The sequence below is a fragment of the Ruegeria sp. AI2 genome (assembly GCF_056541275.1).
Map to the genome: position 1 here is coordinate 11983 of NZ_JBQFYB010000021.1, position 24348 is coordinate 36330.

At 56.7% G+C, this 24348-nt stretch carries 24 protein-coding genes; 14 read left to right on the top strand and 10 right to left on the bottom strand.

All coding sequences use genetic code 11. The features are described from left to right. Positions 1 to 116: 116 nt before the first annotated feature. The 3 genes from ACR0LL_RS19890 to ACR0LL_RS19900 are packed head-to-tail and all read left to right on the top strand — an operon-like array spanning position 117 to position 4217. Positions 117 to 1046 (top strand): sugar phosphate isomerase/epimerase family protein, encoded by a 930-nt coding sequence (locus ACR0LL_RS19890; RefSeq protein ID WP_480492851.1) that lies wholly within the window; start codon positions 117 to 119, stop codon positions 1044 to 1046. Further along, positions 1027 to 2436 carry an aldehyde dehydrogenase family protein gene (locus tag ACR0LL_RS19895; protein WP_480588942.1) on the top strand — a complete coding sequence of 470 codons (1410 nt, stop codon included), beginning with the start codon at positions 1027 to 1029 and terminating at the stop codon, positions 2434 to 2436. The genes ACR0LL_RS19890 and ACR0LL_RS19895 overlap by 20 nt, the downstream gene beginning before the upstream one ends. After that, positions 2436 to 4217: a thiamine pyrophosphate-binding protein gene (locus tag ACR0LL_RS19900; RefSeq protein WP_480588944.1), complete on the top strand. Its 1782-nt coding sequence runs from the start codon at positions 2436 to 2438 to the stop codon at positions 4215 to 4217. Before ACR0LL_RS19895 ends, ACR0LL_RS19900 begins: the two co-directional genes overlap by 1 nt. Before the next feature lie 306 nt (positions 4218 to 4523). Here the strand turns inward: ACR0LL_RS19900 and ACR0LL_RS19905 are convergent, their stop codons facing one another. The 3 genes from ACR0LL_RS19905 to ACR0LL_RS19915 form a co-directional block, all read right to left on the bottom strand. Then, positions 4524 to 5156 carry a tyrosine-type recombinase/integrase gene (locus ACR0LL_RS19905; RefSeq protein WP_480588946.1) on the bottom strand — a complete coding sequence of 211 codons (633 nt, stop codon included), beginning with the start codon at positions 5154 to 5156 and terminating at the stop codon, positions 4524 to 4526. A gap of 253 nt (positions 5157 to 5409) precedes the next feature. Then, a complete protein-coding gene (locus tag ACR0LL_RS19910) occupies positions 5410 to 6675 on the bottom strand; it encodes a carbohydrate porin (RefSeq protein WP_480588948.1) in 1266 nt (421 codons plus the stop codon). Between the two features lie 73 nt (positions 6676 to 6748). Next, positions 6749 to 7795 (bottom strand): aspartate/glutamate racemase family protein, encoded by a 1047-nt coding sequence (locus ACR0LL_RS19915; RefSeq protein WP_480588950.1) that lies wholly within the window; start codon positions 7793 to 7795, stop codon positions 6749 to 6751. 209 nt (positions 7796 to 8004) lie between these two features. Between ACR0LL_RS19915 and ACR0LL_RS19920 the strand changes: the two genes are divergently transcribed. Then, positions 8005 to 9054 carry a helix-turn-helix domain-containing protein gene (locus ACR0LL_RS19920; protein ID WP_480588952.1) on the top strand — a complete coding sequence of 350 codons (1050 nt, stop codon included), beginning with the start codon at positions 8005 to 8007 and terminating at the stop codon, positions 9052 to 9054. Positions 9055 to 9260: 206 nt separating this feature from the next. Continuing rightward, entirely contained in the window at positions 9261 to 9986 is a 726-nt protein-coding gene (gene recO, locus ACR0LL_RS19925; protein ID WP_480588969.1) for a DNA repair protein RecO, read from the top strand. Here recO and ACR0LL_RS19930 read toward each other — a convergent pair. From ACR0LL_RS19930 to ACR0LL_RS19940, 3 genes are all read right to left on the bottom strand, one after another. Further along, entirely contained in the window at positions 9970 to 10362 is a 393-nt protein-coding gene (locus ACR0LL_RS19930) for an META domain-containing protein (RefSeq protein ID WP_480507408.1), read from the bottom strand. The genes recO and ACR0LL_RS19930 overlap by 17 nt on opposite strands. Before the next feature lie 40 nt (positions 10363 to 10402). Further along, the gene (locus ACR0LL_RS19935) at positions 10403 to 10957 is read right to left on the bottom strand and encodes a hypothetical protein (protein WP_480588954.1); all 555 of its coding nucleotides are present in this window, start codon (positions 10955 to 10957) and stop codon (positions 10403 to 10405) included. 252 nt (positions 10958 to 11209) lie between these two features. After that, on the bottom strand, positions 11210 to 12901 hold the full coding sequence (locus ACR0LL_RS19940; protein ID WP_480588956.1) for an acyl-CoA dehydrogenase family protein: 1692 nt from the start codon (positions 12899 to 12901) through the stop codon (positions 11210 to 11212). 144 nt (positions 12902 to 13045) lie between these two features. Here ACR0LL_RS19940 and ACR0LL_RS19945 point away from each other — a divergent pair, with 144 nt between their 5' ends. Then, a complete protein-coding gene (locus tag ACR0LL_RS19945; RefSeq protein WP_480588958.1) occupies positions 13046 to 13810 on the top strand; it encodes a sulfite exporter TauE/SafE family protein in 765 nt (254 codons plus the stop codon). Positions 13811 to 13814: 4 nt separating this feature from the next. Here ACR0LL_RS19945 and ACR0LL_RS19950 read toward each other — a convergent pair whose 3' ends face one another. From ACR0LL_RS19950 to ACR0LL_RS19960, 3 genes are all read right to left on the bottom strand, one after another. Then, entirely contained in the window at positions 13815 to 14360 is a 546-nt protein-coding gene (locus ACR0LL_RS19950) for a hypothetical protein (protein WP_267364195.1), read from the bottom strand. A 33-nt stretch (positions 14361 to 14393) separates the two neighbouring features. Beyond that, positions 14394 to 14684 (bottom strand): hypothetical protein, encoded by a 291-nt coding sequence (locus ACR0LL_RS19955; RefSeq protein WP_209506363.1) that lies wholly within the window; start codon positions 14682 to 14684, stop codon positions 14394 to 14396. Between the two features lie 377 nt (positions 14685 to 15061). Further along, positions 15062 to 16660, bottom strand: coding sequence for a phosphoenolpyruvate carboxykinase (locus ACR0LL_RS19960; RefSeq protein WP_267364196.1), 1599 nt, complete (start codon positions 16658 to 16660; stop codon positions 15062 to 15064). Positions 16661 to 17005: 345 nt separating this feature from the next. Here ACR0LL_RS19960 and ACR0LL_RS19965 point away from each other — a divergent pair, with 345 nt between their 5' ends. Genes ACR0LL_RS19965 through ACR0LL_RS19995 form a run of 7 tightly spaced genes read left to right on the top strand, consistent with a single transcriptional unit; the run spans position 17006 to position 22427 of the window. Continuing rightward, complete coding sequence (locus ACR0LL_RS19965) at positions 17006 to 17710, top strand: response regulator transcription factor (protein WP_267364197.1); 705 nt, start codon at positions 17006 to 17008, stop codon at positions 17708 to 17710. Positions 17711 to 17741: 31 nt separating this feature from the next. Continuing rightward, the gene (locus ACR0LL_RS19970) at positions 17742 to 19460 is read left to right on the top strand and encodes an ATP-binding protein (protein WP_480588961.1); all 1719 of its coding nucleotides are present in this window, start codon (positions 17742 to 17744) and stop codon (positions 19458 to 19460) included. A 3-nt stretch (positions 19461 to 19463) separates the two neighbouring features. Continuing rightward, positions 19464 to 19934, top strand: a complete 471-nt coding sequence (locus tag ACR0LL_RS19975) for an HPr kinase/phosphorylase (protein ID WP_480588963.1) — start codon at positions 19464 to 19466, stop codon at positions 19932 to 19934. Beyond that, positions 19931 to 20812 carry an RNase adapter RapZ gene (rapZ, locus tag ACR0LL_RS19980; RefSeq protein ID WP_480487121.1) on the top strand — a complete coding sequence of 294 codons (882 nt, stop codon included), beginning with the start codon at positions 19931 to 19933 and terminating at the stop codon, positions 20810 to 20812. Before ACR0LL_RS19975 ends, rapZ begins: the two co-directional genes overlap by 4 nt. After that, a complete protein-coding gene (locus ACR0LL_RS19985) occupies positions 20809 to 21201 on the top strand; it encodes a PTS sugar transporter subunit IIA (protein WP_267364203.1) in 393 nt (130 codons plus the stop codon). The genes rapZ and ACR0LL_RS19985 overlap by 4 nt, the downstream gene beginning before the upstream one ends. A gap of 16 nt (positions 21202 to 21217) precedes the next feature. Continuing rightward, positions 21218 to 21487, top strand: coding sequence for an HPr family phosphocarrier protein (locus ACR0LL_RS19990; RefSeq protein ID WP_209506323.1), 270 nt, complete (start codon positions 21218 to 21220; stop codon positions 21485 to 21487). A gap of 40 nt (positions 21488 to 21527) precedes the next feature. Continuing rightward, complete coding sequence (locus ACR0LL_RS19995; protein ID WP_480588965.1) at positions 21528 to 22427, top strand: lysophospholipid acyltransferase family protein; 900 nt, start codon at positions 21528 to 21530, stop codon at positions 22425 to 22427. Between the two features lie 47 nt (positions 22428 to 22474). Here ACR0LL_RS19995 and ACR0LL_RS20000 read toward each other — a convergent pair whose 3' ends face one another. Continuing rightward, complete coding sequence (locus ACR0LL_RS20000; RefSeq protein WP_209506328.1) at positions 22475 to 23350, bottom strand: 3-hydroxybutyryl-CoA dehydrogenase; 876 nt, start codon at positions 23348 to 23350, stop codon at positions 22475 to 22477. A gap of 165 nt (positions 23351 to 23515) precedes the next feature. On the opposite strand from ACR0LL_RS20000, the gene ACR0LL_RS20005 reads away from it, so the two are divergent. Continuing rightward, a complete protein-coding gene (locus tag ACR0LL_RS20005) occupies positions 23516 to 24319 on the top strand; it encodes a DUF6473 family protein (protein ID WP_480588967.1) in 804 nt (267 codons plus the stop codon). The last annotated feature ends 29 nt before the right edge of the window (positions 24320 to 24348 follow it).

The window sequence follows — 24348 nt, forward strand, 5'->3', positions numbered from 1 at the left end:
TACACGCCCGGGCCGTTGCCCGGGCGTTTTCATTTCCTGTTAAGTATTAAAGTTGATATTTTAAAAAATATCAGATATTTTTGACTACGTGTGATGAATTTTAGATTCGCAGACACGTGGAGCTGTCGTTCATGGTGAAACCCGAAGAGGCTGGCGCAAGCCCCTCTCTCTATTCCTTGGCGCATCTGACGCTGATTGGCTGTACGCCGCCCGAGTTGGTCTATATCGCCGCACGGGCCGGTTACGATGCCGTCAGCCCCCGATTCATTCCGATGCATGTGCCCGGCGAATTCACTCAATCCCCAATCGACAAGGCACAGGTGCAGGCCACCAAAACGGCTCTCTCTACCACCGGATTGAAGGTCCTTGATGTCGAGCTTGCACGCATCACCGAAGATGTCGATCCACGCAGTTTTGAGCCTTCTCTTGAGATTGGCGGGGAGTTGGGCGCCAAACGCATGATTATGAGCGCGTGGACAAACACCCGCGATGATCGTGATTTTCTGATCGACGTCTATTCCGAAACCTGCGAATTGGCAGCGCCCTACGGATTAACGGTGGACTTGGAGTTCCCGAGCTTCTCCCGCTTGCGCACGCTGGATGAAGCACTGGACATTGTCCGCGCCTCTGATCAGCCCAACGGCGGTATTCTGGTCGATACGCTCTACCTGCACCTCAGCCGCGTAGATCTTGGTGAGCTGTTGCACGTTCCCTCGGACCTGTTTCACTTCCTGCATATCTCTGATTGCCTGCCCGGCATCGCCGATACGCGTGAGGGCATGATCCAACTGGCCCGCGATGCGCGGCTATATCCCGGTGAGGGATGGATCGATTTCACAGGCATCATCGAACGGATGCCACCCGTCGACTATTCCATCGAACTGCCCAACCAAAGCCGCGTGGCCGAGTTGGGATATGAAGAACACGCGCGTCGCTGTCTCAGCCACGCCAAGCGAACATTCGGCGAGGCGCGGTCACAGCGTCGTATGCCCGATGCTGCAATTCCAAAACACCAAGAGGATCATCATGGGCAAAGAGCTCACTGAAAACGACCGCAACATGGCGGCCGATATGCTGGCACGCGCCCGCGCTGCCATGGCCGAGATCGAGGATTGGGATCAGGGCAGGTTGGACCGCCTGTCTCAGGCCATTGCGTGGTATGCGGGGAACGAGAAAACCTTCACGCGTCTGGCCCAGCAAGGCGTGGACGAAAGCGGTATCGGAGATCGCGAAGGGCGTCCTGCCAAGCGATTTAAGATTCACATGGTGTTGCGTGATGTCTTGCGGACACCATCGACCGGGATCGTCGAAGTAGACGAAGAAAAGGGTCTGGTAAAATATGCCAAGCCTGCCGGTGTGATCGCATCCCTGATTCCGATGACCAATCCAGCGATGACACCACCGGTGACCGGTGTTTCCGCCGCCAACGCCCGGAATGCTGTTATCTTCAGTCCGCATCCGCGAACCGCTCATACCACCTTCGAGATGGTCGAGGTCATGCGAGCGGCCTGCCGTGCCGCTGGTGCCCCCGAGGATCTGTTTCAATCCATTCGCAAACCGTCGATCCCATTGACGCAACATTTGATGGAGATCTGTGATCTGACGCTGGCAACGGGCGGCAAGCCCATGGTCAAAGCGGCGTACAGTTCAGGGCGCCCGGCCTTTGGCGTCGGCGCGGGCAATTCATCCATCGTCATCGATGAGACTGCCGACCTGGACATCGCCGCTCAGAACACACGAATTTCCAAGACGTCTGACTTTGGTTCGGGTTGTTCGGCCGACGGTAACATCATCATCCAGCGCTCGGTTTACGACGATATGGTCAAGGCGCTTGAGGCCGAAGGTGGATACCTGTGTTCGACCAAAGAGAAGGCCATGCTTGAAGCTGCCATGTGGGATGAGAAAGGAAACCGTACCTTCCCGACTATCGCCTGTCCGCCTCAGCAAACGGCCAAGGTCGCCGGTTTCTCGATCCCCGAAGATCGCAAGTTCCTGATGGTTGAAAATCAGGGGCAAATCGGGCCGCAGCACAAGTTCTCGAAGGAAAAACTGACCACGCTGATGGCGCTTTATCACTTCGACACATTTGATGACGCGCTGGAAACGGTCAGCCAGATTTACAACACCGGGGGCAAGGGCCATTCCTGCGGCATCTACAGCCACAATGACGATCACATCGACAGGTTGGCGCGCCTGGCTCCGGTCAGCCGCATGATGGTGCGACAGCCTCAGTCCAAGGCCAATGCGGGTGCCTGGACCAATGGCATGCCTATGACCAGCAGCCTAGGATGCGGCATCTGGGGAGGCAACATCACCAATGAAAACGTCACCATGAAACACATGATGAACTACACCTGGGTCAGCCGTCCCATCCCCGAGGATCGCCCCTCGGAGCCGGACCTGTTCGGTGAGTTCTACGGACAGGAGGTCGCGTGATGGACGGAGCGAAACTGGAAGGCAAAACCGTTGCCGAACACATCGTCGACTTTCTCGAACGTCGCGAGGTCAAGCATGTATTCGGCCTGTGCGGCCATACGAATATCGCGGTTCTGGCTGCGCTGGCAGAAAGTCCCATCGATTTCGTCACCGTACGGCACGAACAAATCGCCAGCCACGCAGCGGACGCATATGCCCGCGTGACGGGCAAGGCCTCGGTGGTGTTGTCCCATCTCTCTCCGGGGCTGACTAATTGTGCAACCGGGGTCGCCAACGCCGCATTGGACTGTATCCCGATGGTCGTGATCGCGGGCGACATTCCAACGCACTACTACGGCAAACATCCACATCAGGAAGTGAACCTCCATGCAGACGCCGCCCAGTGGGAGATCTATCGTCCCTTTGTCAAACGCGCCTGGCGGGTAGATCGGGCGGACCTGATGGCCGAGATTCTGGAAAAGGCGTTTCATCTCGCTGAAAGCGGCCAGCCCGGGCCGGTGCTGGTCAATGTGCCGATGGACATCTTCTCCGAGGTGATCCACTCGGACAGTTTCGACCGTATCCGCGACAACACGCGTGCGCTCAAAAAACCGTCGATTGACGATGAAACAGCGCGAGAGATTGTCGAAGCGTTGGCTAAAGCCGAAAACCCTGTCGCTTATGTCGGTGGTGGTATTCTTCTGGCACAGGCCAGCGAAGAGTTGCGAGAATTCGTTGAACATATGGGCCTTCCAGTCGCGCATTCCCTCATGGGTAAAGGCGCGTTGCGAGACGACCACCCGCTTGTGCTGGGAATGACCGGGTTTTGGGGCACCGAGCTGGTCAACCAGTCTTGCCTGAATGCGGATTACATCTTTGCTGTCGGTACCCGGTTCAAAGAGGCCGATTGCTCCAGCTGGTATCCTGGTTACACGTTCAACATTCCTGACTCAAAGGTCATCCATATCGACATCGAACCGCAAGAGATTGGACGGAACTATCCCACCGAGATCGGAGTCGTTGCTGACGCCAAGGCCGCTTTGCGCGTCGTCAACCGAGTTGCCCGTGAGATGTATCCTGAGGGCTTCAAACGCCCCGCGCTGGAACAGAAGATCACCGACTTCCGAACGAACTTCAAAGCGCGCAACGTGGACATGGCGACCTCGTCGTCCTTTCCGATGATGCCCGAACGTATTTTGGCAGATACCCGCAAGGCACTGCCCGATGATGCCATTATCACTACGGACGTGGGATGGAACAAGAACGGCGTCGGACAACAATTTGATATCCTGGCACCCGGTTCAATCCTGACCCCGGGTGGATTCGCGACGATGGGCTTTGGCCCTCCGGGAGCGATCGGCGCAAAACTGGCAGCTCCTGACCGTGTGGTGATAAGTCTTGTTGGCGATGGGGGGTTCGGTCAGAACCCGTCGATGCTGGCAACCGCGGTCGAGCTTGATCTGGGCATCATCTGGCTGGTTATGAACAACAACGCCTTCGGCACTATCGCGGGCCTTCAAAAGGCGCATTACGGTCTGACATACGGGACCACGTTCCCTGGGTCAGCCGCAGCTCCTGCAAACGGACCGGGTTATGCAGATATTGCAAGAGCTTATGGTGCAGAAGGGCACAGGCTAAGTGCTGCTGATGAATTGTTGCCCGCATTGGAAGCGGCAATCGCCAGCGGCAAACCAACCGTTCTTGATGTCCCAATGATCAACAACCCAACACCAACGACCGGACATTGGAACATCTTGGACATATACTCACCGGACAAAGAGGTATCTCACGTCGCGACTTGACGAAACTGGGCGCGTTCAGACGCGCCCAGTTTCTTGTGTCAATGCTCATCCGTGTTCGAGCAAATATCAACAGCTCCGTCGCGGCGCGGTCATCGTTGTTGTGTGTCTGAACTTTTTTGTTGGTTAGTTATTCTCAACGAAGCACGTGAGATAATGTCAAATTGCAATAACGCTGAAGTATGTGCGTTCTTAGCGTCCAAGTTTTCTCTCTCGCAGCGAATGGCAGATTCGACGGGATGCGTCGCAGCATAACCAACAGGCGGCCAACGGCAGCTTAGGGCCGTCCATGTAGGCGGCCCAACTTCACTAGATTTCAATGGCTTCAGCGATGGCTAGGGCATCCCCGAGTTCGACGCCCAGATATCTGGCCGTTCTGTCCATTTTGGTGTGGCCCAAAAGGAGCTGAACCGCACGAAGGTTTCCGGTCTTCTTGTAGATCTGAGTGACCTTGGTTCTTCGCATCGAATGCGTGCCATAGGCGCTTGCTTCTAGACCGATCGACGTGACCCAGTCGCGGACGATCCGCGCATATTGACGGGTCGAGATGTGCAGCCGCTCATGGAAGCGACCTGGCCAAAGGTACTCGGAGCCGACCATGAGCTCGTCTTCCATCCACTTCTCGACCGAGGCGCGTGTGCCTTCGGATATCTCAAATCGCACAGGCTTCTGTGTTTTGCTCTGTAGGACCGATGCCCGCTTCTTGATCTGACCGGACGCCATGACATCAACGACTTTCATCTTCACCAGATCGCAACCGCGGAGCTTGCTATCGATCGCCATGTTGAACAGCGCCAGATCGCGATGATTCTCGGCGAGTTCGAGCCTGACGCGGATCGCCCAGACATGTTTTGGCTTTAGTGGTCGCTTTTGACCAACGATGCGGCCTTTGTTCCAGGCTGGGCGCAAAGCGCAAATGGCAGGTAGGTTTGGTGTGTCCATGACTTATCCTCCGATCCGCCATGCCCTCCCAGAACGACAACCCGACGTTGACCGAGGCAACATATCACAGGATGCTGCGCCGCATCTGAGGTCTGGAACGAGCCCATCTTGACTGACGCTGCGGTTCATTCACAAGGCTGCAATACGATTTAACCTGCCGTTGGAGTTGCGTTAGAGGAGCTGATTGTAGCGACCGCCAAACGCATTCCCGATAATTTTACGGGCAACCGAATATTCTCCAACTCACCACTGGCTAAAATGTAACTCTCGCCCGGATCCCGAATACGGCGACCGAACTTTCGGCTGGATTGAAGGCCGGGTTGGACAGAAACTGAATACTGGGAGTAATCGCCAGATTTTGAGCCACTTGCCATCTGTAAAATAGCTCTGCTGCGACCTGACTTTCGTGGGTGTTTTGAACTTCACCCCAACTGGCTCCCAGGCCAACCATACTGTCACGGAATACTCCTTTGGTGAAACCAGCAGAAACGAGACTTTGGTAAAGCGTACCGGCCCCTTCTTTGGCCCACGCAATTCGGCCGAACACCCCAAGGCGCTGTTCCGTAAATGTGTAGGAGCCAGTCAACCCTGCTCCGTAATTGGCGTCATCTGTATGCCAAAGCGCTATGTGCAGGTTGTTAAAAAGGTAGGAAAGGCCAGACAGATCCTGATCGGTCCAGCCAAATTCCAGCGCCTTGAAATATTCACCGTCACCAAGTGTGTCCAGTGACAAATCATCATAGCGCCCATTGGCATCCATGATCATTCCCAGGACATAGAGTTTGCTGCGGGGAAGCCCGACATATCCACCAATGCCGAACGATCCCGCCGACGGGTAACCAATGGTCGGGCTGAGAATGATGCTGTTGTTTTGGAACGTCGTCAGGTTATCTGAATATGGTGTAATGTCGAATTGGGAAAAGGCACTCATTCTGCCGACCCGTAATTCGATGGGTGCGTCACCAAAATCCAATCTTTGCCGCAACATGAAAACGGGAAGCCCCCAGCCTTGATTGCTCCAGTCGGGTGCGGTCGTTCCTGCCCATCCAAAGTTCGGGGCCAAAGCTTCGGGAGCCAAAGCCGTACCAATGCGGTGCCTATTTTCCACGCGTATGTCCAAAGTTCCCGCTCGGGACGGATTGCTACGACCCCAAAGATCCCAGCTGATATAAGCCCGGAAGATCCCACCGACTGCACTGTCTTCTCCGACTTCGTTGGTCGTACCTTGCGCCGCAAAGTTATAGTCAAAGCCCAGCCTGACACCTTTGTCTTCTGCAATCCGCGCTTTCCAGTCATTCCAAGGCTCAAGTACCCGGTAGATACCTGGAAAATCGAAAGCGGCCTCTTTAGGTTCGTTATCCGCTTCTATTCTTGCCGGAACTTCGTTAGGGCCGCGCGGAATTGTTCTGGCTTGGCCATCGGTCTCAGTTGCAGCCGCGGTTTCCTCTGAAGTGGCTGAACCGGGAGAGGCAAGGCCTAGGATCATGGCCAGCAGAAGTGATGCCGTCAATCGCTCCAATTGTATTTGGCTCTTCATTCATTTTGCCTGCGTTTTGAAACCATTGGCTGGATCAGATGTGACGCCGAAGATCTCAGATAACCCCATAGAAGGGACGTCTCAGGCAGCCGTCGTGGATCCACTTGGTAAGCGTGGTGTAATCCCACACGGGCAACCTTACGGCATTCTGTACCGCATGTGCCGCGGGTGGCAGCTCTGTGCATTCCAGCAAAATTGAGCCGATTGACGGATCTTTTTCCACGAGCGAGCGCGCCATCGCAACGATCTCCTGCTCCAGCAACAACATGTTATAGCTGCCCACAAGGTTCAGGACTTTCTTCATTTCCGGACCATTTTCCAGGCCGCCTATTACAATTCTCTCGGCCTTGTCTTCAGGAGACACACCGCAGTTCTCAATAGCGGGTCCGGCCGCAAGAACTTCGCCACTAGCAGTAATGACGCCAACCTTTTTCTTCCTCGGCAGGCTTTGCAGAATTGTCGGAAGCTGAATGAGGCTGGAGGAATAGAATGGGGTGTCAATCCGCTCGGCGACAACTTTCTGATAAGTTCCAAAGAAGCCGCAATTCCCCATAATGGCGCGCACCCCCTGAAGCTCCAGCCAGCGAGCGGCCTTGACGATCTCGTCCGTGAAGGCTTCCGGTGGCTCCAGAGCCATGATGTCATACGGGTTTTCCGGCAGCATCTCGCGGTAGAGCAGCGGAAAATCGAATGTCGTGGCATTCCCCATGTTGCCCGGTGCCATTGGCAGGTGCGCTCGAAGTTGTATCAGGCCAATTGTGACGCCACCGACATTGCGTCCCATCCACCAGTTCACGTTGGCGTCCTTTTCCGTGGACGGCACATAGTAATCACTGGTCGGCTCGCCCGGCTTAAATGTCTCAGATGGAGCGGTGTATTCAGCGGGAACATCCGACGGTGGGCTATTGCTGTAGACCGCCTGGGCATCGGCCCGGCCACCGACCATCATCGTCGCGCCGATGGCACCGCCAGCCACCAACAGTTCGCGCCGCCCAGGCGATTGAAGGGCGTTCTCAGAGACTTCCGCAGGGGTATCGTCATTCCCCTTCTGTCTCGAAATCTTTTCTCTGTGAGTTTGGTCGTTCTCGAAATGATCAGTCATGTTAAGCCCTCCTCGCAGTAACTCTGGCCATGCTCCACGGTTCTGGCGGGCAGGACATATAAAATCGGCGCTATGTGAGATCAGAAAAGCCCATCTACGCTTTGGCGTCCTTTCTTTCTCGGACAGCGTCATCAATTGACTGACCGAGATTGATTGGTACGATAAGATTTCATTTCCGCAACGTTTTTGATTGGTGATGTTATGGAAGAATGCGCCGCCAGATTATTTCATCTGTCCGTATTCGCAGGCCGGCCATGAGTGAACTCCCCCTGATCCGGCTAAATTCGGCTGCGGTATTGGTCGCCGCCCTGGACAAGATGCGATTGCCCACTGATGCCATTTTGGACGGCGTCGGCTTGAAGCGATCCGCATTCGAAAATGCTGAGACCTTTGTCCCTGCATTGGTAATCTACCAGCTTTGCGAAGATGCAGCTGCCGCCGCTGGAGACCCGGCATTCCTAGCCCACCTCGGAGAGGCTGTGAACACCGCGACATGGCCGCCAATGGTTGCTGCTAGCGCCGAAGCCTCAGACTTGGGCCAATTGCTCACGCGGTTTGCCATTGAAGCAACAGAGCATTCCAGTGCTCAAACGCAGTCCCTGGAAATTCACGGGGATCGGGCAGTATTTCACGGACGCCGGGCTTTTGAGCCGTCATTTATTCCTGCGCAAATCGACGGATTTTTTTCAGCATTGATGGTGTCAGTCATTCGTCGTGCAATGGGTGAGGAATGGAATGCTCATGATGTCGTTGTGACGGTAAGTGACCCGAGTGCCCTGCCGCCGTTGTTTTTCGGCATCAAGGCCATAAAAGGAGATCGGCACGGATACCGGCTTGGGTTTCCATCAAGATGGCTGACAACTCCATTCTACCAGTCCGAATTTGAACAACGCTCGACCAGGGACGCGACCAGTGGGTTTCCGTCGCGCAAGGCGGCGGCCGCAATTGAGCAAGCTCTTCGACCATTTGTTGGCGAAGTGGCTTTGACATCGCAGTCGGCCGCTAAACTCTGCGGAAAATCTGAGCGCAGCATTTCAAGGTTGCTTGAAAAGGAAAAAACCAGCCTTGGTGAAATCCTCGTCCGCGTCAAAACAGATTACGCAGTGAACATGTTGAAGCAAACAGATAGACCGATTGTAAATATTGCCCACTCCCTTGGATATTCGACCCCAACCAGTTTTACGCGTTCGTTCAAGAAATGGGTCGGGCAAACCCCGAGTGAGTTCAGACGGCGGGCCAATAATCAGCCTTCGATATGAAGTGGACTTGAGCGGAAAATTTTGAAAGCGGACGTTGTCGCAATCCGCAGCGAATTCACACTTTGTCCGCATAGATGCCCAGTCCCCTGCCGTCGGACCAAGCGATTGACGTATCTTTCCGCGTTTGATGTGCAAAACCATTGCAGAACGGAACCCTTCACGATTTTCTGGGAACACCACAACTTAATCACCGACAGGACCCCGAATTGGACTGGCGCGACCACGGCATCCTACTGACCTCTCGCCGCCACGGCGAAACCTCGGCGATTATCGAGGTCTTTACCGAATCCCACGGGCGTCATGCCGGTGTGGTGCGGGGCGGGACCAGCCGCAAGATCGCACCCATCCTGCAACCCGGCGCGCAGCTGGACGTGCTGTGGCGCGCGCGGCTGGAAGAACATATCGGCACCTTTCAGGTCGAACCTCTGCGCTCGCGCGCGGCGGCGGCGTTTTCCGGGCGGCTGGCCCTGTCCGGGCTGAACGCCGTCGTGTCGCTTTTGTCCTTCTGCCTGCCCGAACGAGAGGCGCATCCGGCGCTCTATACCCGGACCGAGCGGTTGATGGACCTGTTGGGACAGGATGAGATCTGGCCGCTGGCCTACCTGCGATGGGAACTGGCGTTGCTGGACGAGCTTGGCTTTGGCCTTGATCTGACCGCCTGCGCCGCGACCGGCACGACTGAGGGGCTGGTCTATGTGTCGCCCAAGACCGGGCGCGCTGTCAGTGTCAAAGGAGCGGGGGAATGGGCAGACAAGCTGTTGCCGCTGCCGCCCTGCCTGCGGGGCGAAGGCACCGCGCCGGATGCCGAGATTGCGCAGGCTTTGCGCACAACCGGGTATTTCCTGAACCACCGCGTCGCCCCTGCGCTGGGGCATAACCCACTGCCCGAGGCGCGCGCGCGGTTTGTGGATCAGGTCACTCGGCGGCTGTGAACACCATCTCGTGCCCGTCCTCATTGCGCAGGATCAGCACATCGCCCGACACTTCGGATTGGGTCATGGCCAAAAGGGCGGCGAAATAGACCCCTTCGGCCTCAAGCCCGGCGCAGGCGGCCCGCGTTGCTCTCAGGTCCTGAATTTCGAACCACGGGTAGGGCGCGTTCAGCGTGCCGTCATAACTATTGCAGGGGGCATTTCCGGTGATCCTGCCCTCTTCTGGGAACCGTAGCAAGGCGCTGGCGGCAAAGGGCTGTCCGTCGATCTCCTGCAACGCCCATGTCCGGTCTGCCGCGCCATAAGCGGCAACGGATTCATCCCTGTCGCATTGAAACAGGGCCATCAAAGGCAGGGTCAGGATCAGGCGTGTCATGGCAGGGTTCTAGCGTATCAGCCCTGTCGGCGAAACCGGGTCAGTAGGGCAAAGACCCGTTCAGAAGTCGCTCGCGCACTTCCAGCCGGGGTGCCCAGTTGTATCGCGTATCCTCTCGCACCGGCGCCCAGAACAAGGCACCGCTGTTGCGCCAGGGGTCGAGGATGATACCGTCATACATCGTGTCCCCCTTGGCGCTGATCGATGCCGAATGGTGGATGATGCGAAACGGGGTCGGAGGCGACGTGGCCCAGTTCAGGTCCAGCGTCCGGAAATTTTCCTGCCGCAAGCGTTTGGTCATCGCTTCGGCCCAGTCATTGCACAGACCCTTTTCGCGGAATCCGTTGATGACCTTGGCGTTGTGGATGATGGCCGGGTCGGTGACGTTCCAGTCCTGCTTCAGCTGCTGCGAATAGGCATAGGCAATCGTGGCCGCTTGCTGTGCCTCGGCCGGATCGACTTTGGGCCCAAGCGCCTGGATCGATTGCGCCAGCGCGTCCACATCACTCCGGCTCACCGTCGGCTGAGACGTGGTGCAAGCCGCCAGAGCAAGAGCCGCAAGAACGGCCCAAATGGCAAGGAAAGGTCGGGTCATGCGGTATTCCAAAAGTTAATTTCGACGCCTCGTGTCCGGTTGATGCTCTACCGGTGAAAAGGGCGGGATCAAAGGGGGAAGTTTTGAAACACGCAGGTCAGATATGACCGTTACGCGGGCCGCGAGGGGCGATGGTATGTATTGTACAAAACGTACTCTGCATGGTTCGGACCGCGTACAGATTGTACAAAACAGGAAAAAGACCCGGCGCAAGCGCCGGGCCAGTCGGGGAAACAGGACTGCCGAAATGGGTCACCCGAGCAGACGTCGTGCGATGACCTGTGCCTGAATTTCGGCCGCCCCTTCGAAAATGTTAAGGATACGCGCGTCACACAGAACGCGGCTGATCTTGTATTCCAGCGCGAAGCCGTTGCCGCCATGAATCTGCAACCCGTTATCCGCCGCAGCCCAGGCCACACGCGCACCAAGCAGCTTGGCCATACCGGCCTCAAGGTCACAGCGCTGGCCGTGATCTTTTTCCCATGCGCTGAAATAGGTCAGCTGACGCGCGATCATGATCTCGACCGCCATCATCGCCAGCTTGCCGGACACGCGCGGGAAGTTGATCAGGGATTTTCCGAACTGCTTGCGGTCGATCGCATATTGCATGGCGATGTCCAGCGCACACTGTGCCACGCCGATGGCGCGGGCGGCAGTCTGGATGCGCGCACTTTCGAAGGTTTCCATCAACTGTTTGAAACCTTTGCCTTCTTCTCCGCCCAGCAGGTTCTCACCCTTGACGTGGAAGCCGTCAAAACCCAGCTCGTATTCCTTCATACCGCGATAGCCCAGAACCTCGATCTCGCCACCGGTCATGCCGGGGGTTGGGAAGGGGTTCTCGTCTGTGCCCGGTGTCTTTTCCGCCAGGAACATGGACAGGCCGCGGTGGTCGGTGCTGTCGGGGTTTGTCCGCGCCAGCAGGGTCATCACATGGGTTCGCGCGGCGTGGGTGATCCAGGTCTTGTTGCCGGTTATCTTGTAATCGCCATTCGCGTCCTTGACCGCGCGCGTGCGCAGGCTGCCAAGGTCTGAACCGGTGTTAGGTTCCGTGAAAACGGCGGTCGGCAGGATCTCGGCACTGGCAATCTTTGGCAACCACTGTGCCTTTTGCGCGTCGGTGCCGCCCGCGATGATCAACTCGGCCGCAATCTCGGATCGGGTACCCAGCGAACCCACGCCGATATAGCCACGCGACAGTTCCTCGGACACCACGCACATCGACGCTTTGGACAGGCCAAACCCACCGAACTCCTCGGGGATGGTCAGACCAAAAACGCCCATTTCCGCCAGTTCTTCAATGATTTCCAGCGGAATCAGTTCATCCTTCAGGTGCCAGTCATGCGCGTTTGGTTCGACCTTTTCCTGCGCGTAGCGGCGGAACTGGTCCCGGATCATCTCAAGCTCTTCATCCAGACCGGACGCGCCGAACATCGTAGCTCCGGCCTGATCCTGCATCAGCGCAACCAGACGGCTACGTGCGGCCTGAGAATTGGCCCGTGCCATCAGGGTCTGCACTTCGGTCGACTGAAAGCCCGACAGCGCGTCCCAGCCAAGCCCCATATCCTGAAGACGCATCACCTCGCCTTGGTTCATCGGAATACCGCCCGCGACCTGGTGCAGATATTCGCCAAAGGCTATCTGGTGCAGCAACTGCTCGATCTCGCCAAATTTACCATCGGCTTGCAGCGCTTCTGCCCAGCGCTGCATCTGTTGCAGCGACTGCGAATATGTCGCCAGCCAGGCCAGACCATGCGCGGCGGTCTGATTTGCTTCGATCAAAACGCCAGAGACCCGGCCCTCAGCAGTCACCATGCCACGCACGGATGCGCGGGCTTTTTCAAAAACGGCGTCCACAGCAGGCACGGCGGCCCGCGTTAAATCCAGAAGATCGGGCAAAACTGCATCAGTTGTCATTTGGGTCATATCCTGTCCGTCATGGGCCATGAATCGCGTCCTTTCCTCGGTCGTCTGGTCATATCATGCTGCACGTGCAGCGCAACAAAAATACTCAATTTGCTGCTAGAAAGTTCAAAAATTACCTTATCATTTTTGCAATGCAGAAGAAAATCCAGATGATATCTAGAAGGCATGGACCTGTTTTCCCTTCTGTCGCCGCAAGAGCTGTTACTTGCCATCGCCGTCGCCTTTGCCGCCGGATGGGTCAAGGGCATGGTTGGATTTGCCATGCCCATGGTGTTTGTATCTGGCCTGAATTCGTTTCTGCCACCGGATCTGACCCTGGCAGGGCTTATTCTGCCGACCCTTGTCACCAACGGCGTTCAGGCTTTTCGCGGGGGCGCCAGCGCCGCACTCAGCTCCATTCGCCGGTTTCGGGTGTTCCTGGTCGTTGGCGGTGTTTTTCTGGTACTGAGCGCACAGCTGGTTACGCTGGTGCCCGGTTCGGTCTTCCTGCTGCTGATCGGCGCATTCGTGTCCTTCTTCGCCCTTGTGCAGGTTCTGGGCGTCAGGCTGGTACTACATCATCCATCAACCGGTGTTGAGGCTATTGTTGGCGGCGTCGCCGGGTTCGTGGGTGGCATGTCGGGCATCTGGGGTCCCCCCACAGTTGCTTATCTGACGGCTTTGAATACCCCGAAGGCCGAGCAAATCCGAATTCAGGGCGTCATCTATGGATTGGGGGCGGTCATGTTACTGGCCGCGCATGTCTGGTCAGGTTTTCTGCGGGTGCAAACGGTTCCGTTTTCAGTAATACTGATCTTTCCTGCCATGCTTGGCATGTGGGTTGGTTTGAAATTGCAGGATCGCATCGATCAGGCCAGCTTTCGCAAGGCGACGCTGTTCGTTTTACTGGTAGCGGGATTGAACCTGCTGCGGCGTGGCCTGATGGGCTGAGGTGCTAGCCCGGTCGCCTGTCTGCAAACCGGAACGCGAAGTAGAGACCCAGCATCAGAAAGAACAGGCCCGAGATGTCGCCGATAAGGAACGCGATGTACTCAACCGTTGCACTGCCAAAGACCAGATTGGTCAGGCCAGAGACCAGAATGGATGTGGCTATGCCCACGCCCATAACGCAAATCCAGCAGGGTTTGCGGTTCGGGTTGGGGAACAGGTCCCATCCGACAGCCTTGAGCAGATAGAAAACCGCAGGAACTGTCAGAACCGCGACAGCAATTGCCAGCAGGCGGGTGGGCAGGAAAACATCCGTTCCCGCCAGATAAGCAAAGACGATGAACACACCCGGCAGCAACGCAAATACTGCGCGCCACCCCAGCAACCAGGCCGACAGAACCCGCACGCCATGCGGCAAAAACAGCAGGCTCGCCCGGCTTGGGTATTCTGGAAAAAACACGTTCTGCATTGGCATCAGCACGGCGAAGGTCAGTATCGACGCCAGCACATAAGCCAGTGAAGCCGCAAGGGTGTCAGTCGCCCAGCCGCGCATTGCGATCACATCACCGTGCGCGCACGGGGCGCGTCATCTGGGGGCATGAACGATGTACCGCCCGCGGTTGGCGCTGCCGCTTTGCGAAAGATAGCCTTTTTCGACCAGCGATTTCAGCGCGCGGAAAAAAGTTGGGCGTGAAATGCTTTGGACCAAAGTATGCTCGATCAAACCAAACGTACGCACTTCCTGAGTGGATTTTGAAAGCTCTTCCGCGGCGTAATAGATGTCGCGCTCAACCGGAGATAGTTTTTCCAGCCCAAGCGTCCGCTCCATGCTTTGCATCAATTTGCGTAGTTCGGTGAGTTTCGAGATTTCCGTCATGGTGTTACCTGTAGTTTTCTGTGCCAACCGCCGCCTGTCCGCGACCATTTGAACCACGCTGATCGCAATACTAACCAGCCAGTCCCATGTTGACACTCATCCCCGTTTACTTAGACTAGAAGCCTGATTAGGTTGCTCAATCCAGCGTTGTGAGTGTGCGCATATGAGCTTCCATAAAGTCCTTTCAGTCAGTGCCCGGCGCGAATGTGCCGGGCTTTTTCGTCTCAACAGTAAATATGCCTAGCGCAGATCGCACTTTGAAACAACGCACTTGTATGTGCTTTTAACGACATACAACTATAAGATGAGTATTCGGCGGACAGCTAAAAAAGCTGCGGATCGGCAAAAAGAAAGGGGCCCAACGGCCCCTTTTTCGTTTATCCGATTGCGACGGCTTTGATGTCGTCGTCAATGAACGGCAGATACTGCTCAAAGTTCTCGGCGAACATCTGCACCAGTTTCTCAGCCTGCTTGTCGAATGCGGCCTGATCATCCCAGGTCCGACGCGGGTCAAGCAGAACTTCGGGGACGCCTGGGACAGAGACGGGAACGTCAAAGCCGAAATTGGCGTCCTTGCGGAATTCGGCGTCGCGCAGTGAACCATCCAGCGCTGCGGTCAGCAGGGCGCGGGTGGCCTTGATCGGCATCCGGCTGCCGACACCATAGGCGCCACCGGTCCAACCTGTATTGACCAGCCAGCAGGTCGCGCCGTGCTGGGCGATCTTGTCGCGCAGCAGGTTTCCGTAGACTTCCGGGCGACGCGGCATGAACGGCGCACCGAAGCAGGTCGAGAAGGTGGGCTGCGGTTCGGTTACGCCACGCTCGGTCCCGGCCACCTTTGACGTGAAGCCCGACAGGAAGTGATACATTGCCTGTGCAGGCGTCAGCCGCGCGATCGGCGGCAGAACCCCAAAGGCATCGCAGGTCAGCATGATGATGTTCTTCGGATGCCCACCCAGCGCGCTTTTCGAGGCGTTCGAGATATATTCAAGCGGATAGGCGCAACGCATGTTCGCGGTCAGCGAGTCGTCGTCGAAATCCAGTTCCTTGGTCTCGGGGTCAAAGACCATGTTTTCGATCACGGTGCCGAATTTCGAGGTGGTCGCATAAATTTCCGGCTCGGCTTCGGCGTTCAGGTTGATGGTCTTGGCATAGCAGCCGCCTTCGAAGTTGAAGGTGCCCCGATCCGACCAGCCGTGCTCGTCATCTCCGATCAGCGTGCGCGACGGATCGGCGGACAGGGTTGTTTTTCCGGTGCCGGACAGACCAAAGAACACGGCGGTATCGACCGCGTTTCCGACAGCATGGTTGGCCGAGCAGTGCATCGGCATCACGCCTTTTTCCGGCAGCATGTAGTTCAGCAGGGTAAAGACGGATTTCTTGTTCTCACCCGCGTATTCGGTGCCGCCGATCAGAATCAGCTTGCGGTCGAAGTTCAGCGCAATAACCGTCTCGCTGCGGCAGTTATGTTTGGCCGGGTCAGCCTGAAAGCTGGGGCAGTTGATGATGGTGAAGTCCGCGGTGAACTCGTCCAGATCCTCGCGATCCGGGCGGCGCAGCAGGTGACGGATGAATAGGTTGTGCCAGGCAAGCTCGGTCACCATGCGCACGTTGATCGCGTAGGTCGGATCGGCACCGCCGACGAGATCCTGCACGAAATAGTCACGGCCTTTCATATGGGCCAGCATGTCTTGGTAGAGGGCGTCAAATCCCTCGGGGGTCATCTCGGCATTGTTTTCCCACCAGATAGTGTCAGCCACGCTGCTGGTTTTGACGACGTGCTTGTCCTTGGGCGAGCGACCGGTGAACTTGCCAGTGGTGACCAGAAAGGCACCGCCATTCCCAAGTGTACCTTCGCCGCGCTTCAGCGCTTCTTCGATCAGCGCCGGTTCCATGAAGTTATAATAGACATTGCCCAGACCCTCGATGCCCTGATCCTCGAGGCGGAATTGCGGGTTAACCCGTCCAGATGTCATGTGTATCTTCTCCTGTGGCGGCGCGGGGGCTTTGGGCCCTGAGGCGCCTTTGGGGCAGTGTACCGGGAAAACCGGCGGTTGGGCGCGTCTTACCACGGTCGTTCAGGACATGAACAGGCGGGTTTGACGCAGTTAGCGCAACCAAGTTCGGGTTTAGCGCCATCACAAATTCAATGACTGAGAACCGGGCATATTTTTGCGGGCATAAAGGCAAATTTGCCGCAGACCTGCCGCAACAAAGGCACGATTCGCAGTTACGGATTGATTCGGCGTCTTAAAACCGCCAACAATGCCTTACAAATAAGCGAATTATTGCGCGAGTGAGCAGGAATAGGGGTGAGCCCGATGTCAAAGATTGCACTTGTGGATGACGATAGAAACATTCTGACGTCTGTATCCATGACACTCGAAGCCGAAGGTTTCGAGGTTGAAACTTATAATGATGGCCAGGCCGCGTTGGATGCGTTCAACAAAAAGCTGCCTGATATGGCCGTACTCGATATAAAGATGCCGCGAATGGATGGCATGGATCTGCTGCAGCGGCTGCGTCAGAAAACGCAGATGCCGGTGATCTTTCTGACCTCGAAAGATGATGAAATCGACGAGGTTCTAGGTCTACGCATGGGCGCGGATGACTATGTGAAAAAGCCCTTCTCGCAACGGTTGCTGGTTGAGCGCATCCGCGCCCTGCTGCGTCGGCAAGAAGCAACAAGCGGCGACGCGATTGCGGCCAATAGCAACGACACAAAGGTTATGGAACGCGGCGACTTGCGGATGGACCCGCTGCGCCATGCGGTCAGCTGGAAAGGGAATGATGTATCCCTGACCGTGACCGAATTCCTGCTTCTTCAGGCACTTGCCCAGCGTCCGGGTTTCGTCAAAAGCCGCGACCAGCTGATGGATGTGGCCTATGATGATCAGGTTTATGTGGATGACCGGACGATCGACAGCCACATCAAGCGTCTGCGCAAGAAGATGCGCGCGGCTGATCCCGAGTTTTCGGCGATCGAAACCCTTTATGGTATCGGTTATCGGTACAACGAAGAATAGGCGCCACGCCAGCAAGGGGTAATGGGCTCTCGTGCGCGACACCGAAGCAGCCAGCGAACTAAGTGACGGTGACGTCGTACTCGGGGATGACTGGGTCATTCCCGACGATACCGAGTCAGCGGAACTGAGGGAAAAGCGGTCCCAGAGAAACCTGTTTTCTCTGCGAGGCTCGCCTTTGGCGCGCAAGATCATCACCTTTAACCTGATCGCGCTGGTGATCCTGGTTACAGGATTGCTGTATCTAGACGATTCGCGGAAAGAGACGGTTCAGCAGACGGCGCGCAATCTGCTTGGCGATGCGCAGCTGGTCAGCAACGTCTTTGAAACCCAGCTGCGCCAGGGTGCGCAACACACCGCGCAGGATGCTGGCAACCTCGACGTCAGAGATACGCTGTCAGGTTTGACACTTCCTGAAGGCGGGGAAGTCTTTGTCTATGACGCCAGTGGCACCCTGATTGGCTGGACACGCGGTGCCCCGCAAGTGTCGGCCATGCCGGTTCTTCTGCAAACCAATTCCGAGGTGCAAACCGGCAGCACAGTGATCAGCGACACGTTGAATGCGGTGTGGATCGGTGTGTCGAACCTTCTCAACTGGTCGACCGAGGTTGAGGCACCGACGCTGGCACAACGGGTGCAGGGAATAATCCCGCAGGCGCTGGCAGGCCAAAGTCAGGTTCAGGCTGTTCAGGACGCCGCAGGTGAGACCGTGATCGTGGCCGCTGCGCCGATCCTCTACGAAGATACCCCAGCCGGAGCTGTTGCAATCACAGGCCCCGCCGGTGAGATCGACGCATTGGCCCGCCGCGAGCAGGAGCGAATTCTGCAAATGTTCGTGGTGGCTTTGCTGGTTTCGGTGGGCCTGAGCCTTGTGCTGGCTTCGACCATCGCCAACCCGCTGGCAGATCTGGCCGCAGCGGCGGAAATGGGTAAGGACCGAGGCACAGGGGTTAATCCGGGGCGCATTCGCATCCCTGATCTAAGCGCCCGTCCGGATGAAATCGGTCGCCTCAGCCGCGCTTTACGGGGCATGGTGACTGCTTTGTATAATCGGATCGACGCAAACGAACAGTTCGCCGCTGATGTCGCCCACGAAATCAAGAACCCCTTGGCCAGCCTGCAATCCGCTGTTGGCACGCTTCGCATGGTCAAGCGCGAAGATCAGCGCGACAAGCTGCTGGGTGTAATCGAACATGACGTTCGGCGCCTGGACCGGCTGGTCAGCGACATCTCGAACGCGTCACGTCTTGATGCGGAACTGGTTAAGGAAGAAGAGCAGCCCTTTGATCTACTCAAGCTGATTGGCAATATTGGTCAATATCTGGGTGAGGACGCGCGATCCAAGGGGATTGACTATATCACCGATCTGCCATCTGAACCGATTGTCATTAACGGGCTTGAGGCACGGCTGGCGCAGGTATTCGTCAATCTGATCACCAATGCCATTTCCTTCTGTGAAGAAAGTGATGCCATCCGCGTCTGGGTGCGTCAGCGAGACAACCGTGTTCTAGTCGTGGTCGAAGACACCGGGCCGGGTATTCCGGAACAGGCCTTGACCAAAGTGTTCAAGCGCTTCTATTCGCAACGCCCACCTGAGCATTTTGGCAACAATTCGGGGCTCGGTCTGGCCATCTCGAAACAGATTGTCGAAGCCCATGGCGGCGTAATCTGGGCTGAGAATATCCGCCCGACCGAAGCGGATATTACGTCAGACCCCTTAGGCGCGCGTTTTGTGGTGGGGTTACCTGTATAACTCATGCAAGCAGGTTCTCTGTCAGACGCCAAAGACCGGGACAGCGCTTGTGTTCATGCCTCATGCGTAACAGTTGCCGGGCGCGGGCTGTTAATCGTCGGTGCCTCGGGCGCGGGCAAATCAGCATTGGCATTGCAGATGATGGGCTATGGGGCGGGTCTGGTCGCGGATGATCGTGTCGAACTGTCAAGGCGGGACCATCAGGTCATTGCCGCCGCCGTGCCGCAGATACAGGGTTTGATCGAGGCCCGTCACATTGGTTTGATCAAAGCGGATGTATTCGGACCGGTCCCGTTGGACTATGTTGTGGATCTGGATCAAAATGAGCCACAGAGGTTACCTGCCGAGGCGACAATCGTGCTGCTGGGGCAAACTGTTCCCTTGCTTCACGGGGCGGGCGTGCCCAATTTGGCCGCAGCGTTGATGCAGCTTCTGAAGAATGGGCGTGTACACCCGGAATGGCCGAACAAATGACTGAGCAACGGCGGATCGTGCTGGTAACAGGCCCATCAGGGGCCGGAAGATCCACAGCCATTCATGTACTGGAAGACTTGGGTTTTGAGGCCATCGACAATCTGCCGATGGGCCTGCTGCTGCGCCTGCTGGACAGCGCGGACAGCGACCGCCCAATGGCGCTTGGCATTGACGCCCGAAATCGCGATTTCTCGACAATCGGGTTTATCGAACTGGCCGAAAGCCTGGGCCGCATGGCGCGGGTGGATTTGACCGTTCTGTATCTGGATTGCAGTGATGACGTATTGGTGCGCCGGTTTTCGGAAACCCGCAGGCGGCATCCCGTCGCCAAAGATGCCAGCCCTGAGACCGGTGTTCAGCGCGAAAAAGAGCTGCTGGCCCCCATACGCGAGATTGCAGATACCCTGATCGATACAAGCCAACTGAACGTGCACCAGTTACGGGAAGAAGTTGAAAACTGGTTTGCGCCCCAGGGGGGGCGACATCTGGCAGTTTCAATCGAGTCGTTTTCGTACAAGCGGGGCCTTCCGCGTGGGCTGGACATGGTCTTTGATTGCCGGTTTCTGGCGAACCCCTATTGGCGCCCCGAGTTGCGGGCGGCGGATGGGCGGCACTCGGACGTTGCGCGCTATGTCCAATCGGATAAGAATTACGAACCCTTTCTTGGACGGGTGATGGATTTGCTAACCTTGTTGCTGCCGGCCTTTCGGGCCGAAGGAAAAGCACATCTGTCGGTGGCTTTCGGATGCACGGGTGGGCAACACAGATCCGTCGCAATGGCGGAAGCCGTTGCAAAGGCCCTTGCAGAGGACGGGCAGCAGGTGGCAATTAGGCATCGCGAGATGGAACGTCGGTCGTTGAATGTGAGGTCGGATTGATCGGAATTGTGATCGTTGCGCATGGCGGTTTGGCCCAGGAATACCTGGCCGCCACACAGCATGTGGTCGGGCCGCAGCCCGGCCTTGTGGCCATTGCGATCGAACCTGACCACGACAGGGATGAAAAACAGGCGGAAATCTGTCGTGCGGCTGACGCAGTGGATATGGGCGACGGTGTTGTCGTTGTAACCGACCTGTTCGGCGGCAGCCCTTCAAATCTCAGCCTGCGGGCCTGCGCCCCTCAGGATCGGCGGATATTGTATGGGGCAAACCTGCCAATGCTCATTAAATTGGCCAAAAGCCGCCACTTACCCGTTGGTGATGCTGTCCGTCAGGCAATGGAAGCTGGACGGAAATACATCAATGCGCAAAATGTGACATTGGACTAAAATCGGATTGATGAATATGACCACCCGAAGCCTGAAAATTATCAATGAAAAAGGTCTGCATGCCCGCGCATCGGCGAAGCTGGTCGAGGTTGTGGAAGGTTTCGACGCGCATGCCGAGGTGTCGAAGGACGGAATTTCTGCGTCAGGCGACAGTATTATGGGCCTTTTGATGTTGGCAGCATCACGCGGAACAACTATTGACGTCGAGACCTCCGGACCGGATGCTGAAGCATTGGCAGAAGCTCTGGAAGCGCTTGTGAACGACAAGTTCGGAGAGGGGTTCTAAGCTGCCCTTACCGGGACAGGAAGAACGGGAAGACCAGGAATTGGCGGAAACGACGCACGAGACCAAGACACGCCCGGTGGTGGATGGGACCGCAGATCAGGGCGAGATCTACGACCGTAGAACTCTGACCTATGCGAACTCGTTCGACGATGCCTGGACTTCGACGGCCATTCGCGCCATCGAATGGTGCACGGGCAAGCTGACCATTCTGCGGATGGTCAACAAATTCGAGAAAAAGAACGAATTTTACCGGGGCCAGCGGTTCTGGGGCGGCGCGCTTGAGGTGATGGGGATTGACCTGACCACACCGCAAGAACAGATTGCCCGTATCCCAAAAACCGGCCCCGTCGTTGTCGTTGCCAACCACCCTCACGGAATGGTGGACGGTATGATTCTGGCCGAGTTGATCGGGCGGGTCCGCAGTGATTATCGCATTCTGACCCGCTCGGTCCTGACGGGTCTTGATGAGGCAGCGACGTCTTTCATGATCCCGGTTCCGTTTCCGCATGACCCCGAAGCGCAGGCCAAGATGCTGGAAATGCGTGGCAAGGCGATGGACCATCTGAAGGAAGGCGGTGTCGTGGCGCTGTTCCCGTCCGGTGTCGTCATGTCTTCGGATGACTGGTTTGGCCCTGCGGTCGAGCGCGAGTGGAATGTGTTCACCGCAAAAATGATCCGCCGTTCAGGCGCGCGTGTGGTGCCGATTTTCTTTCCCGGCAGCAACTCGCGCTGGTACCAGATCGCCAACAAGCTGTCGCCGATCCTGCGGCAAGGCTTGTTGCTGCATGAAATCGTCCGCTCGTGCAAAAAACCGCAATCGCCGGTCATTGGCGATCCGATCTCGGATCAAGATATGGAACAGTTGGAGAAAGACCCGCGTGGTTTCATGACCTGGCTCAGAAACCATACACTGTCGCTGGGCAAGTCAGGCAAGTCCTGACCCGTGTTTTCATCTAACCGATACCGTACCGGGCACGGGCGGTTTACTTAACGTGTCGGAACCGGCACCTCGCCGCGATAGTCATAGAAACCGCGCTGCGTCTTGCGCCCCAGCCATCCGGCCTCGACATATTTGGTCAATAGCGGGCAGGGGCGATACTTTGTATCAGCCAGACCATCATGCAAGACGTTCATGATGGCAAGACATGTGTCCAGCCCGATGAAATCCGCCAATTCCAACGGCCCCATGGGGTGATTCGCACCCAGCTTCATCGATTGGTCGATGGATTGGACGCTTCCGACACCTTCATACAGCGTATAAACGGCTTCGTTGATCATCGGCATCAGGATGCGGTTAACGATGAAAGCCGGGAAATCTTCGGCGCTGGCGGCCGTTTTGCCCAGCCGGTCCACGACCGCCTTGCAGGCTTTGAAGGTTTCCTCATCCGTTGCGATGCCGCGGATCAGTTCCACCAGTTGCATGATTGGAACCGGGTTCATGAAGTGGAAACCCATGAAACGTTCGGGCCGGTCCGTGCGGCTGGCCAGACGCGTGATGGAAATGGACGACGTATTCGACGTCAGGATCGTATGCGGCAGAAGGTGAGGTTGCAGATCTTCGAAAATGGCCTGTTTGACCGTTTCCCGCTCGGTCGCGGCTTCGATCACCAGATCAGTCTGTCCCAGCTGCGGCAATTCAAGGGTGGTTGTAATACGCTTCAGGGCTGCCTGCATCGCATCGTCAGTGATCTTGCCACGTGATGCCTGACGCGCCATGTTGCCTTCGATCGTGGCCATTGCGCTGTTCAACGCATCCTGACTGACATCATTCAGCAAGACATCGTATTCCGCCAAAGCCAGAACATGGGCAATGCCGTTGCCCATCTGACCCGCGCCAATCACCCCGACTGATTTAACTTCCATGTTCAGCTGCCTTTGCCCTGGAGGATACCGGGACAGTATCGGCAGACCGGGGCGGGCGGCAAGGGGATCGAACCGGTCAATTTTGCTTCAAATGCGCGCATTAGGAGATTCTCAATACCTAAGGCCGCAAATTGGCAATTGGGTGAAAAATTTGGGGGGCTTGGTATGAGCTTTCATCGTGTAAGCAACGGCACAGAGGCCGCGTGCCAATATGCAGGATCAAATCTGTGGTTTCGGTCGCCGCCCGGAAATCTTGATACGCCTTATGTGGCCTGCCTGGGTGGAGAAGAGACGTTTGGCCGGTTCGTGGAATATCCGTACCCGGCATTGCTTGCAAAAAGGTTGCCGAAACCTTGTATCAATTTTGGTAACCTTTTTTGCGGGGCTGACGCGTTGCTTGCCGACCCGGGGGTATTAAACCTTGTCAACGGATCGGACCGTTGTGTGCTGCAAGTGCTGGACGTGCCCTGCCAGTCGAACAGGTTCTATCGCGTGCACCCGCGTCGGAATGATCGGTTTCTTGAACCTTCGCGCGATCTGCTGGATCTTTATCCCGAGGTCGATTTCACGGAAATCCACTTTGTCAGGCATTTGCTGGAACGGTTGCGGGCCACAAAGGACGCGCGCTTTGAGGTTGTGGCACAAGAGTTGCGAGAGACTTGGTTGCGCAACACATCCGAGCTGATACGCCGGATCAAGCCGGGGGTTGTTCTTCTCTGGCTGCATATACAGCGACAGGAGGACCGGCATCGCGACCTTGTCCTGCCCGACGCTGACATGATCGAACAGGTTCGACCGCAATGTGTCAGTGTCGTGGAATGCTCGGTCAGTGTGTCCTCCTTGTCAGACGAGATCGAGGACGTGTTGTTCGGGACGCTGCAACAGCCTGTGGCCGAGCATATGCTTGGCCCCTCAGCGCATAGGGAGATTGCTTTGAAGCTTGAGGTGGCTTTGAGGGGATTGAATTGAAAAAGGCCCGCTTGGTTGCGGGCCTTTGG

Bases quoted from the DNA above. Each gene is read 5' to 3' on its own strand.
- ACR0LL_RS20005 (WP_480588967.1), top strand. From the start codon at position 23,516: ATGAGCTTTCATCGTGTAAGCAACGGCACAGAGGCCGCGTGCCAATAT.
- ACR0LL_RS19930 (WP_480507408.1), bottom strand. From the start codon at position 10,362: ATGACACGCCTGATCCTGACCCTGCCTTTGATGGCCCTGTTTCAATGC.
- ACR0LL_RS19895 (WP_480588942.1), top strand. From the start codon at position 1,027: ATGGGCAAAGAGCTCACTGAAAACGACCGCAACATGGCGGCCGATATG.
- ACR0LL_RS19940 (WP_480588956.1), bottom strand. From the start codon at position 12,901: ATGGCCCATGACGGACAGGATATGACCCAAATGACAACTGATGCAGTT.
- ACR0LL_RS19915 (WP_480588950.1), bottom strand. From the start codon at position 7,795: ATGACTGATCATTTCGAGAACGACCAAACTCACAGAGAAAAGATTTCG.
- ACR0LL_RS19900 (WP_480588944.1), top strand. From the start codon at position 2,436: ATGGACGGAGCGAAACTGGAAGGCAAAACCGTTGCCGAACACATCGTC.
- ACR0LL_RS19905 (WP_480588946.1), bottom strand. From the start codon at position 5,156: ATGGACACACCAAACCTACCTGCCATTTGCGCTTTGCGCCCAGCCTGG.
- ACR0LL_RS19975 (WP_480588963.1), top strand. From the start codon at position 19,464: ATGCAAGCAGGTTCTCTGTCAGACGCCAAAGACCGGGACAGCGCTTGT.
- ACR0LL_RS19990 (WP_209506323.1), top strand. From the start codon at position 21,218: ATGACCACCCGAAGCCTGAAAATTATCAATGAAAAAGGTCTGCATGCC.
- ACR0LL_RS19935 (WP_480588954.1), bottom strand. From the start codon at position 10,957: ATGACCCGACCTTTCCTTGCCATTTGGGCCGTTCTTGCGGCTCTTGCT.
- ACR0LL_RS19960 (WP_267364196.1), bottom strand. From the start codon at position 16,660: ATGACATCTGGACGGGTTAACCCGCAATTCCGCCTCGAGGATCAGGGC.
- ACR0LL_RS19950 (WP_267364195.1), bottom strand. From the start codon at position 14,360: ATGCGCGGCTGGGCGACTGACACCCTTGCGGCTTCACTGGCTTATGTG.
- ACR0LL_RS19920 (WP_480588952.1), top strand. From the start codon at position 8,005: ATGCGCCGCCAGATTATTTCATCTGTCCGTATTCGCAGGCCGGCCATG.
- ACR0LL_RS19955 (WP_209506363.1), bottom strand. From the start codon at position 14,684: ATGACGGAAATCTCGAAACTCACCGAACTACGCAAATTGATGCAAAGC.
- ACR0LL_RS20000 (WP_209506328.1), bottom strand. From the start codon at position 23,350: ATGGAAGTTAAATCAGTCGGGGTGATTGGCGCGGGTCAGATGGGCAAC.
- ACR0LL_RS19945 (WP_480588958.1), top strand. From the start codon at position 13,046: ATGGACCTGTTTTCCCTTCTGTCGCCGCAAGAGCTGTTACTTGCCATC.
- ACR0LL_RS19965 (WP_267364197.1), top strand. From the start codon at position 17,006: ATGTCAAAGATTGCACTTGTGGATGACGATAGAAACATTCTGACGTCT.
- rapZ (WP_480487121.1), top strand. From the start codon at position 19,931: ATGACTGAGCAACGGCGGATCGTGCTGGTAACAGGCCCATCAGGGGCC.